11 protein-coding genes are annotated in these 14,138 nt (G+C 61.6%); 7 read left to right on the forward strand and 4 right to left on the reverse strand.

The genetic code is table 11. The features are described 5' to 3' along the window. Window positions 1-109 precede the first annotated feature (109 nt). Window positions 110-1,423, forward strand: a complete 1,314-nt coding sequence (locus sake_RS01605) for an NRAMP family divalent metal transporter (RefSeq protein WP_178945318.1) — start codon at window positions 110-112, stop codon at window positions 1,421-1,423. 181 nt (window positions 1,424-1,604) lie between these two features. On the opposite strand, the gene sake_RS01610 is transcribed toward sake_RS01605, so the two are convergent. The 3 genes from sake_RS01610 to sake_RS01620 form a co-directional block, all read right to left on the reverse strand. Further along, on the reverse strand, window positions 1,605-3,407 hold the full coding sequence (locus sake_RS01610; protein ID WP_178945319.1) for a biotin carboxylase N-terminal domain-containing protein: 1,803 nt from the start codon (window positions 3,405-3,407) through the stop codon (window positions 1,605-1,607). Then, entirely contained in the window at window positions 3,392-5,110 is a 1,719-nt protein-coding gene (locus sake_RS01615; protein WP_178945320.1) for a carboxyltransferase domain-containing protein, read from the reverse strand. The genes sake_RS01610 and sake_RS01615 overlap by 16 nt, the downstream gene beginning before the upstream one ends. 155 nt (window positions 5,111-5,265) lie before the next feature. Continuing rightward, on the reverse strand, window positions 5,266-6,516 hold the full coding sequence (locus sake_RS01620) for a hypothetical protein (RefSeq protein WP_178945321.1): 1,251 nt from the start codon (window positions 6,514-6,516) through the stop codon (window positions 5,266-5,268). Between the two features lie 222 nt (window positions 6,517-6,738). Here sake_RS01620 and sake_RS01625 point away from each other — a divergent pair, with 222 nt between their 5' ends. Together sake_RS01625 and sake_RS01630 are read left to right on the forward strand one after the other, a co-directional pair. Continuing rightward, window positions 6,739-7,917 carry a CPBP family intramembrane glutamic endopeptidase gene (locus sake_RS01625; protein WP_178945322.1) on the forward strand — a complete coding sequence of 393 codons (1,179 nt, stop codon included), beginning with the start codon at window positions 6,739-6,741 and terminating at the stop codon, window positions 7,915-7,917. Then, on the forward strand, window positions 7,914-9,239 hold the full coding sequence (locus sake_RS01630; RefSeq protein ID WP_178945323.1) for a M18 family aminopeptidase: 1,326 nt from the start codon (window positions 7,914-7,916) through the stop codon (window positions 9,237-9,239). Before sake_RS01625 ends, sake_RS01630 begins: the two co-directional genes overlap by 4 nt. Before the next feature lie 87 nt (window positions 9,240-9,326). On the opposite strand, the gene sake_RS01635 is transcribed toward sake_RS01630, so the two are convergent. Then, window positions 9,327-10,766, reverse strand: coding sequence for a glyceraldehyde-3-phosphate dehydrogenase (locus tag sake_RS01635; protein WP_256394848.1), 1,440 nt, complete (start codon window positions 10,764-10,766; stop codon window positions 9,327-9,329). 230 nt (window positions 10,767-10,996) lie between these two features. On the opposite strand from sake_RS01635, the gene sake_RS01640 reads away from it, so the two are divergent. From sake_RS01640 to sake_RS01655, 4 genes are read left to right on the forward strand one after another with little or no spacing between them, the layout of a single operon-like run. Then, on the forward strand, window positions 10,997-11,962 hold the full coding sequence (locus tag sake_RS01640) for a carbohydrate kinase (protein WP_129358549.1): 966 nt from the start codon (window positions 10,997-10,999) through the stop codon (window positions 11,960-11,962). Then, complete coding sequence (locus sake_RS01645) at window positions 11,949-12,476, forward strand: YbhB/YbcL family Raf kinase inhibitor-like protein (protein ID WP_129358550.1); 528 nt, start codon at window positions 11,949-11,951, stop codon at window positions 12,474-12,476. Before sake_RS01640 ends, sake_RS01645 begins: the two co-directional genes overlap by 14 nt. Next, window positions 12,473-13,276, forward strand: coding sequence for an HAD family hydrolase (locus tag sake_RS01650; protein WP_129358551.1), 804 nt, complete (start codon window positions 12,473-12,475; stop codon window positions 13,274-13,276). Before sake_RS01645 ends, sake_RS01650 begins: the two co-directional genes overlap by 4 nt. Next, on the forward strand, window positions 13,269-14,066 hold the full coding sequence (locus tag sake_RS01655; RefSeq protein WP_178945325.1) for a glycerophosphodiester phosphodiesterase family protein: 798 nt from the start codon (window positions 13,269-13,271) through the stop codon (window positions 14,064-14,066). The genes sake_RS01650 and sake_RS01655 overlap by 8 nt, the downstream gene beginning before the upstream one ends. Window positions 14,067-14,138 lie beyond the last annotated feature (72 nt).

The raw sequence follows: 14,138 nt of genomic DNA on the forward strand, positions 1-14,138 counted from the left end.
GTGGCCCTGGTGCCAAGGCCGGATCGATGTGCTGTAGCTAACGAACTCTCTGGTACTATTTCGTCGCTGGTTCAGCTCGGTCCAGCGTTTCCGCCCTTGAGAGGCTCACATGACAGACAACAGCCCTTCCCGGGAAAAGCCCGATCTGCCCTGGGCAAACTCTTCAGGGCACGCGGAAGAGGGGCGCCCGGAGACGGCCGCAGGCGACGCCGTCGTCAAAAGCAAGCTGCCCCATGCCGAGTCGAAGCGTTCCATCTTGCTGGGCGCGTTGTTTCTCATGGCGACTTCGGCGATCGGCCCGGGATTCATCACGCAGACGGCGACCTTCACGGTCAAGATGGGTGCCGCCTTCGCTTTCGCGATCTTCCTGTCGATTCTCGTTGATATCGCCGTTCAACTGAATGTGTGGCGTGTGATCGGCGTCAGCGGTCTGCGGGCCAGCGAACTCGGCAACAGAATTCTGCCGGGTGTGGGCATTCTTCTGGGCGTTTTCGTGGTTTTCGGCGGCTTCGTGTTCAACGTCGGCAACGTTGCCGGCGGAGGACTCGGCATCAACGCGATGACGGGGCTGGACTCCACCTGGGGAGGTATCATTACGGCCGTATTGGCGGTCCTCGTGTTCTTGTCGAAGAAAGCCGGAGTGGCCTTGGACAAGATCGTGGTCGTACTCGGGGTCCTGATGATCCTGATTACCGGATATGTCGCGGTGGTGTCGGGACCGCCCATCGGCGATGCCCTGCGCCAGACCGTTTTCCCGGACAACGTCGATCTGGCCGTGATCACGACCTTGATCGGCGGAACCGTGGGTGGCTACATCACCTACGCCGGCGCACACCGCATGATCGACGCCGGCGTCTCCGGAGTCGACGACGTCAAATCCATCTCCAATGCGTCCATCACCTCGATCGTGGTCACCGGCGTGATGCGCTACCTTCTTTTCCTCGCGATCCTCGGTGTTGTCGCCGGCGGCGTGACGCTGACCAGTTCCAACCTCGCGGCGGAGGCATTTCAGCACGCAGCGGGCGAAATCGGGCTGCGTCTCTTCGGGGTGATCCTGTGGGCCGCATCGATTTCGTCGGTGATTGGCGCCGCTTATACATCCGTATCCTTCATGACCACACGGAACACCAAGACTTGGGTCCGCAACGTGCTGACGGTCGGCATGATCGTGCTCTCCACGGTCGTTTTCTTCTCCTTGGGCAAGGCACCAGGAACGTTGTTGGTCATCGCCGGTACTATCAACGGTCTGATCCTCCCTCTGGGGTTCACCGTGATCTTGATCGTCGCGATTTTCCGCCGAGATTTGCTGGGCGGTTACAAATACCCGAAGTGGCTGATCGTCGTGGGCGTGCTGGTGTGGCTGTTGACCTTGTACTTGGGAGCCAGCGCCGTGGGTCAGCTTTCAACCTTGTGGAACGGTTAGCACGTTTAAACCTCCCGGTGGCCAAGGGTCTACGATGCGGCATCAACCAGGGCCGCACTTGTGCTCAACGCTCTTGAATCGCCGCGGAGGGGCAGCTCCTTCCCAACGATTCACGCGCGCGAGTGGCCTTCGCGGAGCGACGTCGCGTCCCTGACCACCGCACCTCGTGGCCCGGTGGTAGTCAGTTTGCTGTTTCGATTCGACCCAAGATCATTCCGGCCGATAGCTTCTGTCCCGGTTCCACGGGCTCCCGGCGAAAGACACCGGCCGCCGGAGATTCCATCGGCATCTCCGTTTTCATGGCCTCCACTATCGCCAACGTCTGCCCTTCCTCTACGGTCGCGGAATCTTCCGCCTCCCATCGAACCAATGAGCCGCTGAGAGTTGCGGTGACCTCGACGTCGCTCGACTCCGGCGCGTCCGTCTGGACGACGCTGGCTCCTGAGAACTGGGCGCCTCCGAGACCATCAGCGAGTCCAGCGCCGATTTTCGCGAGTGCTTCGGCGGGGAAACGAACTTTGGTCAGCCGGCCTTCGATTTCGACCCCCGCCGTGACGGAGGCCGTGGCGTCGGAAACGGACCCACCGAATAGCGTCCTGTCCGCATAGCGCGGAGCGCAGTAGCCGCCGTCGGATTCCAGGAGCGGAGTCAGAACGTCCTCGATCCAGGTCGTGTAGACGCTGAAGGGAGAGGATGTGAAGTCCTCGTGCCCGAGGACGGCACGGTGGAATGGAAGAGTGGTCGAGACTCCACTGAGCGTCAATTCGGCCAGGGCACGACGGGCTCGAGCCAGGGCGGCATCGCGAGTCGAGCCGGTCACGATGAGTTTGGCCAAAAGAGAATCGAAATCCCCGGCAACCTCGGAACCCGTGATGACACCTGCATCCCATCGAATTCCGGGGCCCGTGGGAACCGTGATCCCTGTTATCGTGCCGCCGGCAGGGAGGAAACCCCGTCCGGGATCTTCCGCATTGATGCGGAACTCGATGGAGTGTCCATGTGCTTTTGGGGCGCTCTCAAAAGGAAGGCGTTCGCCGGCGGCGACGTCGAGCTGCATGCCTACGAGGTCGACGCCGAACGTCTCTTCCGTAACGGGGTGCTCGACCTGGATACGGGTATTGACCTCGAGAAAAGAGATCAGTCCGTCCGCGCCGACCAGGAACTCCACCGTCCCCGCATTGACGTAACCGGCCTCACGAAAGATCGCGGCGGATGCCTCCTCGATATTTTTCAGCTGTTCGTCGCTCAGGAACGGCGCCGGTGCTTCCTCCACTAGTTTCTGGTTGCGGCGCTGCAGAGAACAATCGCGGGTTCCCACCACGACGACTCCTCCGTGCGCATCGGCGATTACCTGCGCCTCGACGTGGCGAGGCTTCTCGAGGAAGCGCTCGACGAAGCATTCGCTCCGGCCGAATGCGCTGTGGGCTTCGCGAGCGGCGGCTTCGAAGGCCGATTCGACCTGGTCGAGGTCTCGGACCACGCGCATACCGCGACCGCCGCCACCGTGTGCGGCTTTGATGATGATTGGCAACCCGTGCTCTTCGGCGAAGTCCCGAGCTTCGTGGGCGTTCGCCAACGGCCCGTCTGTCCCGGGAGCCAACGGTGCTCCGGCGGTCGTCGCGATGGAGCGGGCCTGAATCTTGTCGCCGAGGGCCTCAATTGTTTCGGCAGTGGGGCCTATCCACGTCAAGCCCGCGTTGACCACGGCTCGCGCGAAATCTGCAGACTCGGCCAGAAAGCCGTACCCGGGGTGGACATCCGTGGCCCCGGAACGTTGCGCTATGTCGACGAGTTTTTCGATATTGAGGTAGGTGTCTGCGGGAGCGTTGCCTTCGAGCGCGTAGGCCTCGTCGGCGAGGTGGACGTGGAGGGATTCTGCGTCGGAAGCGGCGTAGACGGCAACGGTGCCGATGCCGCGTTCTGCGCACGCGTGGATCACGCGCACCGCTATTTCCGAACGGTTGGCAATCAGGACTTTGCGCATGTGGTTTCTCCGGGGTGTGTGGTGTTTGCAATGGGCTCTTCGGCGGCGTCGAAAACGAGGCGGATCAGTGTGCCTGGCGGCGACTGTGCAAGGAGGCGCAAGTATTTCGGTTCAACGACTCCGATCACCGGATAACCACCGGTTACGGGGTGGTCGGCCATGAAGACCACGGGGTTTCCGCTGGGCGGCACTTGGATGGCTCCGGCGACGATGCCTTCGCTGGGCAATTCGCGACCTTGGGCCTTTGTCGTGCGGGTCAGCGGAGAGGGAAGCGGATCCTCATCGGGCTCCTCGGCGGGCCTCGCAAGGCGCACGCCTACCCGGTTGCTTTCTTCGGTGACCGACCAAACGGTCCGTGAGGTCTCGCGCACGGACTCAGAAGTGAACCAGTCGATTCGTGGGCCGGGAGAAACCCGAATGTCCGTGACCTCATGGGGAGGGGGTAATTCCGCCCCGCCTCCGGTCAACTCGACGGCACGCCGGGGCTCGGGCCCAATGCGGACGACGGCGTTCTTGACCATCTGGGTGGGCCCCAACTTGGCCAGGGTATCCGTGGCAGTACTCCCGAGGACTGAATCCACGCGGATTCCTCCGCGTACAGCCAGGTAGATCCGCAGCCCACGCACGGCCGGGCCGATGGCGAGCCGTTGGCCCGACAGCAAGGCGAAGGGCCGGTTCCGAGGAACCCGGAAACTGGTGCCGTCTGTCTGGACGGTCAGCTCGGCTTCTGCGCCGGTGACGGCGAGGACGGTATCCATCAGCGCAGTTGCTGCCAGGCCCCCGGCGGTGTTCTCGAGGACGCTTGCTTCAGGTTCGTTGCCCACGAGCCGATTCGCGGATTGGGCGGCTACGGCGTCGGCCCAGCCGGAAGGGCTCACGCCCCAGTCCGTATGTCCCTCTCGACCCCGATCTTGAACCATGGTCGCGAGTCCTGGGGCGTCGATGCGAAGCGCTTCGACCGTGTCCTGAACAGGGTCCGTCCTCTCCGCTGAAGCTTCTTTCGCCTGCTGGCCGGTTCTCCCGGGTGCCGACTTCTTTTCTTGTAATTCCACCGAATCCCGCGCGGGCAAGAATCGGACCACGGTTCCCGGCGTAATCAAGGCGGGAACCTCCTGATCGAGGTCCCACACGGGAGCGTTCGTCGTGCCGATCAGTTGCCAACCGCCGGGTGAAGCGCTGGGATATACCGCGGAAAATTCGCCGGCCAGAGCGACGGAACCCGCAGGAACCTTAGTCCGTGGGTTGTCCCGCCTAGGGACCGTAAGATCGGTTGTTGGCTGACGGCCGACCCCGACGAGGTACGCGAAGCCGGGGGAAAAACCGGAGAAGGCCGCCGTCCACGTCGTCGCCGTATGGCGAGCGACGACTTCATCGGTGGAAGTGCCGAGGTGAGCCGCGACGTCCTCCAGATCCTCTCCGTCGTAGCGGACGGGGATTTCGACCTCACGCGCCTGGGAAGAGCTGCCGTGGCGGCCGATCATGGTGGACAACTCGATTGCCAACTCGCGTGCCGTGGCAGGGCGCAGGGGCGAACGAAAGCGAGCAAGGAGGGTCGTGGCCGCCGGAACCAATTCGAGTTGATCCGGCAATGGATTCTCCGTCAGCGCGGTGTGGAGGGCCAGGACGTCGTCGATCCCACCGCAATCGATCAAAAGCGCGGAGCGACCTGCACGCTGCACCTGCCGGCGGTTGTGGTCTGGCATCGCGGCTCCTGTCGTTTCTTCGCCTTCACTCGTCCCATGGTAATCAAGCCGAAAACCTTCCCGACGCTTGTCCACAGGCGATCGGCCGCCCCCCCCCCAGAATCAATCCGGAGCGGCCGATCGTAAAAGAGAAATTCTTAGGCCCTACTCACCGACTATTTGAAAGACATTTTCCATTGTGCTTTCGTGTCCGTCACCTTGACCTGGACCAGAACATTGGCCTCATCTTTGGTCGCGTCGGGGAAATTCACATTGGCCTTGTTGCCCTTGGTGACGTTTTCGTGGAATACCGAATCCCCCTTGAGATCGTATGCTTCCACCTCGAAGGAATCATCGCCCAGGTTCTCGAAGGTCGCGGACTTCTTGGGTCCTTGGTACACGAATGCGACGGTTCCGTTGCTCTGCATCGTCTTGTCACCTTCCGACTTGATGGCATTGCCGTCGTAGACCTTGATCTCCCATTTTCCGTCCGTGGCATCGACGTTGAATCCCTTGGGATTTCCGTAAAGGCCATCCATATCTATCCAGCTGGAACCGGAGGTCTCGTCGATGTCATTGGCGTACAGCCCGGCGTCCTCGCCCTTGTCATCGAGTCCCCACAAGGCGAAGTTCGAATCACCCTGGTACCAGTACTCGACGTAGTAGACCTGTCCATCCTCGAGCTTGTCCGTTTTGACCTTCTGAGAGCCTTCCCCGGTGAACTCGACGACGGGGTCGGCGTCATTGGCCGGAATGTTGGCCTGCTCGGGGCGCATTCCCGACGGCCCGTCGCCCGAAGCGGAAGCTTCCGGAGAGCTGTTCGCGCTGTCGGAGGCATTGCCGGATTCCGACGCAGAACTCGATGTCGCCGCTTTCGAATCCCCCGAATCCTGCGTGTTACCGAATACCCCTGTCAGCGCGAGAACCAAACCTATGACCAGGATGAGAAGAATAGCGCCGATGATCGAGAGAATACCGGCCGAGGTCGCAAAGAAATTTTTTTTGCGAGGAGGCTGATTCCGCGGATTGCCGTTCCATCCGCTTCCTTGCGGAGGCGGATTTTCCTGCCCCTGATGCCCCCAACCGTCGGGTTGCTGCTGTTGATACTGACGTGTGGGGGCCGGTCCCTCAGTCTGAGAATTCTCTGCGCGGCTGGCCTGCGAGGAGCCCCAGCCGTTCTGCGAGGAATCGGGAGCTTCATCGCCCGGCTGCTCCTCGTGCGGTTGTGGTGCCTGCTGCGGTTCGTCAGGGATGAACGATGGGTCTTCGGGGTGCGCCGAAGGGACAGGGTTGCCATTCTCATCGGTCCAGAAAATCCATCCTTGCGGGGCCGGTCCCCAACTGGGATCCGGACGCCATCCTGGATCCGGGGACCAACCTTCCGGAGGCTGCGGCCAATGGGGCGGAGGGTTGAATCGAAGTGCCATGAGGACGATTCCTTAGTAAAATTATGTGATTGACGATTCAAGTGTGACACGAAGTTTCAAAGTTTGCTGATAATTCGGTCGCCGAAACGTGGGCCTTCGTTGCATCACGCGGAATTGTTTGACGGCAGCGCGCCATTCGGTCGAAAAGACCATGAATTGATGTCAGTCGAACGGTTCAACCCCCGCGTCACTTCTCTGCCGGGACCGCATAGGGTAGAGAACATGGAAGAACCCGCATCCACCTCGCGATCCTCGACGAACCCGGAGATACCTGATGTGCCGAATGGCCGGCCGCGGGGCTCGAGGCCCTATCCCGCAGGGCTTGATGCTCGGTCGGCCGACGCAGCCGGGAGCCTCGAGGCTGCTCACGCATACAGGGCCGCGGGCGCGCCGCGTCTCAATGATGTGCCTCTTTCGCCATTGCCGTATCACCGGCTCTGGCGAGCCGATCCTTTTCACAGGTGGTGGAAACCACTGGTCGAGTTCTGCATATCGGGCCCTCTTTATTTCATCCTCGCGATAGTGATTTCCATACCTATGTTCCTGATGCCTTTTGTGACCGGTTCTGAACCGCTCACATTGGGCCCGAACGGTTACCCGGAGGGGATGTTTTCCCACCCGGTGCTTTTCCTGTTCATGTTTCTCAGCATTGCAGTCATGGCGCCCTGCGTCCTTTTGGCGAGGCTCATCATGGGTCCCAAACCGCTGGGGCTCCTGTTCTCGGTTGCTGGAAAACTGCGATGGAAGTGGTTGGCGACGTGTTTGGGACTTGGTATTGCTCTCTTTGTCGTTTTCCAAGGACTGAGCGTCTGGATCTCGGCGGCATCCGGCGCGGGACCGGTTTCCCCAAGTTTCGACCCGGCCACGGGCTGGTGGATTCTGGCCATCATCCTGCTTGTGGTCCCGCTGCAATGTGCTGCCGAGGAATTGGCGTTCCGAGGATTTCTCATGCAGGCGGTGGGGCGTTGGCTCAAACATCCGATCTGGGCCGTGATCCTGCCTGCGCCATTCTTCGTTCTCAGCCACGGATACGGGCTCTGGGGTCTTCTCAGCGTCGGAATCCTGGCCGTGATCGCCGGAATCCTGTGCATCGCCACGGGCGGTTTGGAGGCCTCTATCGGTCTGCACGTCAGCAACAATATGACCACGGTTCTGCTGGGACTTTTCGGTTTCGCAGACCCTTTCGGTGCGGTCGACCCAGGGCCGATGGACGCCGTCGTGACTCTTGTGGTGGACGGACTCTACGCGGTTCTCGTGCTCTGGGTATCGCGCCGTCGCCACCTCACCACTGGCCGTGACCCCGGCACGAGCTGGCCGGCATGGCCAGGCTGGGCACTGCACAATGCCGGTGCAGGAAATGCCGACGCCTCGACACCAATGATCCCCAGGAGGACAGTATGACCGAACACAGCAACTCGCTGACCACTTTCGATCCCGCCGCAAATGCCGAAGATCTCGCGGCATTCGTTGCGGCGTCGCCCTCGTCATATCATGCGGTTCGAGAGGCTGCCCGTCGTCTGGACGCGGCAGGATTCCAAGAGCAGGCAGAAACCGCGGACTTCACCCCGGCCTCTGGCGGACGCTACATCATTCGGGACGGCGCGCTCATCGCCTGGTACACACCGGAAGCTGCGACGTCGAGCAGCGGATTTCGCATCGTGGGAGCGCACACGGATTCGCCCTCGTTCAAGCTCAAACCCAAATCCTCGATCGACCGTTTCGGATGGCATCAGATCGGTGTCGAGGTCTACGGCGGTGCCTTGCTGAACTCGTGGCTCGATCGCGAACTGTGTCTCGCCGGGCGCCTCACCACGCGGGACGAGGGCCTGATCAACGAGAGGCTCGTGACCACCGGTCCCGTTGCCCGAATCCCGCAATTGGCGATTCATCTCGATCGGGGGGCCAATGACGGTCTCAAGCTGGATCGGCAGACCCACGTCCAACCCATTTGGGGCGCGGGGGAGGCGCCCGGCGATGTGCTCGCCTATGTGGCCTCCCACGCCGTCGACGGTGAGGCCATCGACCCGGAGACGATTCTGGGTTATGACATCGTCCTCGCAGACACGCAGCCTCCTCGGGTCTTCGGGGCGAATGGCGAATTTCTCGCGTCAGGACGTCTCGACAACATCTCCTCGGTCCATGCGGGCGTCGAAGCCCTGACCCGTGCTTCCGCTGGCGAGGTCGGCGGGAACAAGACTTTGGTGCTGGCCGCCTTCGACCACGAGGAAATAGGCTCGACCTCCCGCTCCGGGGCGGCCGGGCCCATCTTGGAAGACATCTTGGTTCGAATCTCCGGAAGTCAGGGTGGCGGTGCTGAAGACTATCGTTGCGCTCTCGCGAATTCCGTGTGCCTTTCCTCGGATGCCGGACATCTCGTTCATCCCAACTATCCCGGGCATCACGATCCGAACAACCAGCCGCAACCGGGAGCCGGACCGCTCCTCAAAATCAACGCGAACCAGCGTTACGCAACGGATGCCGTCGGCGCCGCGATCTGGGCCCGAGCATGTGCGGACGCAGGCGTTGAGTACCAGGAGTTCGTGTCCAACAACGATGTGCCCTGTGGATCGACCATCGGACCGATCACGGCCACCCGTCTGGGAATTCGGACCATCGACGTCGGTCTGGGACTGCTTTCGATGCACTCCGCCCGGGAAATGTGCCACGTTGGCGACCTCGCCGCCCTCGGCCAGGCGCTCGAGAGCTTCTACCGGGTCGAGTAAGCCTGCGCGAAGCGTCTACAAGCGAACGCCGTGGGGATCCCCTCAAAATCAGGAGGGGCCCCACGGCGTCATAGCTAGGTGTGCCGGTCAGTCCTTGGGGAAGCTCGCCGGATGAGCCCCGGCCATTTCCTCCACCACGCGAATCACCTGGCACGAGTAGCCGAACTCGTTGTCATACCACACGTACACGACCACGGAATTGCCGGAAACAATGGTGGCCAAGCCATCCACGATTCCGGCTCGGCGTGATCCCACGAAGTCTGTCGAGACGACTTCGTGCGAATCGGTGTAGTCGATCTGCTTGCGGAGCGTCGAGTTCAAGGACATATCGCGCAGATATGCGTTGAGGGAGCTCTTGGACTCCGGTGCCTTCTCGAGCTGAAGGTTCAGGATCGCCATCGAAACATCCGGGGTGGGGACCCGAATCGCGTTGCCGGTCAGCTTTCCCTGCAACTGGGGAAGAGCCTTGGCAACGGCTTTCGCCGCACCGGTCTCTGTCAGAACCATGTTTAGCGCAGCCGAGCGGCCACGTCGATCGCCCTTGTGGAAGTTGTCGATGAGGTTCTGGTCATTGGTGAAGGAGTGAACCGTCTCTACATGACCGTGCGAAACGCCGTACTCGTCGTCCAGAACCTTGAGGACGGGCGTGATCGCGTTGGTGGTGCAGGATGCGGCGGAAATGATCTTGTCATCGGCGGAGATGATGTCATCGTTGACGCCGCAGACCACGTTCTTCAGACTTCCCTTGCCGGGAGCCGTCAACAAGACCTTCGCGGCCCCCTTGGACTTGAGGTGCTGAGACAGCCCCTCTTCGTCGCGCCAGCGACCGGTGTTGTCGATGACGAGCGCATCCTCGATTCCGTATTCCGTGTAGTCCACGGTGGCCGGGTCCGAAGAGTAGATGAACTGGATGGGAACGCCGTTGGCGGTCACGACGTTGGTGTCCGGATCTACCTGAATGGTCCCGCGGAAAGCACCGTGAACCGAATCGCGGCGCAGGAGCGAGGCTCTCTTGAAGAGGTCCTGCTCTCCGTTCTTCCGGACCACCACGGCGCGGAGGTTCAAGCCCGAGCCCAGGCCTCTTTCGATGAGAATACGAGCCAGCAGACGCCCGATTCGCCCGAAGCCGTAGAGCACGATGTCCTGACCGTGGTGCTCTTCCTGACCGTGCCGACCGACGACGTCGGACAGTTGCTCACGGAGCCAACCGTCCACGTCAGTGTCGTTCCCTTGGGTCTTGTGGAGTTTATTGAGCCGGGCCAAGTCGACCGACGCGGGGCCGAGCTCGAGTTTGCTCAGAGCCTCCACGAGGGGGAACGTCTCTTCAAGGCTCAACTCGACCGTATCGATCTGACGAGCCCAACGGTGGGCTTTGATGATGTCCGTGACGGATTGGTTGAGCAGGCTACGGCCATGAATATTGACGACCACGCGGTTTTCGCGATGCAACCGCCCAATCAGCGGAATCATGGCTTCGGCAAGTTCTTCGCGGCGGGACCACTCGGTGGGGGTGACAGGGCTGGTCACTGTTTGACCTTCACTTTCTCGCTCCGGAGCTTCACTGACCCGGGCGTGATGTTTGAACGCATGCATGTGCTGAGCATTCTCTAGCGTAGATGATCAGGGGGATCGATTTTTGCGAAATGTGGGGTTTGGGACCGGAAAGCAACGTGGTGCCGGACACACTGGCGCATCGACATATCCGCACTCGACGTCGGTCATGGTTGTTTGGTGCCGGGTCTCGGTAGACTGGGCCCATGTTAACTGTGATCGGCGAGGCCCTCGTAGACATCGTGAAGAAAGAAGGTGCCGCCCCCAGGACCCACCCTGGAGGCAGTCCGCTCAATGTCGCCGTCGGTCTGTCCCGGCTCGACCATCGCACCCGATTCATCGGCAGGTATGGCCGGGACGAACATGGCAACGTCATCGACGAACACCTTCGGAACTCCGGTGTCGAACTGCCTGTCGAACCAGACGACGCGCCGACCTCGGTCGCGGAATCCAGCCTCGGCGAAGAAGGTTCGGTCTCGTATGATTTCCAGCTGGAGTGGAACCTCGAAGCGGCTCGGGACCGCATCGAAGATCTCCTGGCGGAAACCGACCTTTTGCATGTCGGCTCAATCGGGGCCATGCTCGAACCCGGTGCTTCAACGGTCCTGGACGCTGTACGGCTGGCAGCGCCGCACGCCCTGATCTCCTACGACCCCAACTGCCGTCCCACGATCATTCCTGACTCCGCCCAAGCCAGAAGCTGGGCCGAGTCCGTGGTCGCCAACGCGGACGTCGTGAAGGCCTCGGACGAGGACCTGTTGTGGCTGTACCCCAATCGAACCGTGGAAGCCACCGCGCGGGCGTGGCTCGAGGCCGGAGTCGGGCTCGTCGTGGTGACGCGAGGCGAGTGGGGCCCGTGGGGTATCACCCGTGCTTCCGGTCCGGAGGGAGTCCGGGTGGTTCCGCCTCGCGTGGAGGTCGCGGACACCGTGGGTGCAGGAGATTCCCTCATGGCGGCTTTGCTGTCTGCCTTGATCGACCGCGGAATATCCGGCAAAGGAACCCGTGCGAAACTCGACGAGCTTGGCGCGGATGACTTGCGCTGCGTGCTGAACAGTGCGGCCCGTGCGGCCGCGATCACCGTCTCGCGAGAAGGTGCGGATTTGCCCACCCGCAAGGATTTGGAAGAGTACGAGAAGCGAGAGAAGGAGAACGAAAATGCTGGATCGTGAACCGTACGCTGCTCTGCCGCAGCTGCCAGGATTCAATCTGACCTCGACCGACGTTACCGACAACCAACCCTTGGGCCTCGCTCAAGCCTCCGGCGCGATGGGCATTGAGGGCGGAAAGGACATCGCCCCGCATCTTGCCTGGTCGGGAGCCCCGGAAGGTACCAAGAGCTACGTGGTGACCTGTTTCGATCCGGACGCTCCCACTCCTTCAGGTTTCTGGCACTTGTGTGTGTCCAACATCCCCGCGAACGTGACCGAGTTGAAGACCGGCTGGGCTTCGGAGGAGATCGAGGGAGCCATCAAACATCTCAACGACGGCGGGAATCGCGAATTCACGGGTGCGGCACCGCCTCCAGGACACGGCGCCCACCGCTACATTTTCTGCGTGACTGCTGTGGATACGGAGCAACTGGACATCGACGAGAGCGCGAGCCCCGCCGTGGTCAATTTCAATCTCTTCTTCCACGGCATCGGTCGGGCGTTCTTGACCGGCACGTACGAGGTCACCGAGTGATCAAACTGATCGCAACGGACCTGGACGGGACCGTTCTCGGGCCCGACTTCAGATTCCGTGATCGCACCCTTGAAGCGTTGCGTGCGGCCCGGTCCGCGGGTGTCGAAATCGTCTACGTCACCGGGCGGCCGCACCGCTGGATCGAGCCGGTTCGAGAGCAGCTCGAATATGAATCGGTGGCTATCTGTTCCAATGGTGCGGTGATTTACGACGTCTCCCAGGGGCAAGTCCTGCATGCCGAAACGGTTCCGACAGAAATGATTCTGGGTCTTCACGCCACATTGCGCGAGACGCTGCCAGGTGCTCATTACTCGGTCGAGACTTTGGCAGGGGTTGTGTCCGAGCCGGGGTGGCCGCAAACGAATCTCCTCGAAACCGGGCAGCGCACCATCGGGCCTCTGGACGAGCTGTTGACCGCGGACTCTCAGATCATCAAATTCCTGGTCCGTGACGAATCCATGGATCCGCGGACACTATATGAAACGGTCCAGGACAAGGCCCAGAATCAGGTATCCGTAACCCACGCAGTCGCGAATATGCCTCTCGCGGAAATCGGGCAGGCCGGGCTGTCGAAGGGCCGTACGCTGGCCCGATGGTGCGCGGCCGAGGGGATCGCCGCGGACGAAGTCGTCGCATTCGGTGACATGCCCAATGACACAACCATGCTTCAATGGGCCGGCCGGGGCTACGCGATGGCCTCCGGGTGGCCGGAAGTGATCCAAACGGTCGGGCGAACCTGCCCTGCCTTCGAAGAAGACGGTGTCGCCCAGGTCATCGAGGAGCTGCTCGAACGTGGTTGACCGTCTGCGGGGAGTACCGGTCAGGATCCTTGCTCATCGCGGCTTGGCGTTGGATACGGATGAAAATTCCTTGAGCGCTTTTCGCGCCGCCGCCGACTTGGGGATCCAATGGATCGAAACGGACGTCAACACCACGTCGGATGGTGTCGTCATGGCTATTCACGATCCGGACCTCGAGCGAGTCGCTGGGATCGGTGATTACGTCACGGCGATGGACTCAGAGGATCTCGCGAAGATCCGGTTGCGCGCGGGGGAACATATTCCGACTATGGCCTCGGCCCTTGAGAGATTTCCAGAGCTACGATTCAATGTCGACATCAAGGACGAAGCCTCCGTGCTCGCCCTGCCCCAGGTCGTCAGCCGGACGGCTGCATGGGATCGGGTGCTGATCGCATCCTTCTCCGAATCGCGACGCCGCAGGGCACTGCGCCACGTCCCAGATGGCGTCCCCTCGAGCGCAGGTTATACCGGAATCGCAGTGTTTCGGCTGGTCAGTGCCCTTATGCCGCTCAAGGTATGTGCGAAATTCTGGCCTTGGGTGCGCAGAGCGATAAGCCCGTGGGTCGCCCGGTTCGAGGTTGTGCAGATCCCGGTCTCCCAGAAGATCGGCCCTTTCAGGATTCCGGTCGCGGAACCGCGATTTGTCGAGGCCGCGCACGCTTGCGGCCTGCGTGTGGACGTTTGGACCATCGATGATCCGGAGGAGATGAAAAGGCTCGTGACCCTTGGGGTTGACGGGATCGTCACGAATCGAGCCGACGTGGCGATGGACGTTGTGGCTGGTATCTGACGCCGGGAGCTTGTGTTCCGGCTGGGCTGCCCCGCGGCAGCTGAATGATCGACAAGGGATCTTTCCGGGTGC

Origin of the sequence: Kocuria sp. TGY1127_2, from assembly GCF_013394385.1 — a bacterium.
GTDB lineage: Bacteria > Actinomycetota > Actinomycetes > Actinomycetales > Micrococcaceae > Rothia.

Coding starts and splice junctions, on each gene's coding strand:
- sake_RS01645 (WP_129358550.1), top strand. CDS start 11,949: ATGCTGGATCGTGAACCGTACGCTGCTCTGCCGCAGCTGCCAGGATTC.
- sake_RS01615 (WP_178945320.1), bottom strand. CDS start 5,110: ATGCCAGACCACAACCGCCGGCAGGTGCAGCGTGCAGGTCGCTCCGCG.
- sake_RS01610 (WP_178945319.1), bottom strand. CDS start 3,407: ATGCGCAAAGTCCTGATTGCCAACCGTTCGGAAATAGCGGTGCGCGTG.
- sake_RS01625 (WP_178945322.1), top strand. CDS start 6,739: ATGGAAGAACCCGCATCCACCTCGCGATCCTCGACGAACCCGGAGATA.
- sake_RS01630 (WP_178945323.1), top strand. CDS start 7,914: ATGACCGAACACAGCAACTCGCTGACCACTTTCGATCCCGCCGCAAAT.
- sake_RS01640 (WP_129358549.1), top strand. CDS start 10,997: ATGTTAACTGTGATCGGCGAGGCCCTCGTAGACATCGTGAAGAAAGAA.
- sake_RS01605 (WP_178945318.1), top strand. CDS start 110: ATGACAGACAACAGCCCTTCCCGGGAAAAGCCCGATCTGCCCTGGGCA.
- sake_RS01620 (WP_178945321.1), bottom strand. CDS start 6,516: ATGGCACTTCGATTCAACCCTCCGCCCCATTGGCCGCAGCCTCCGGAA.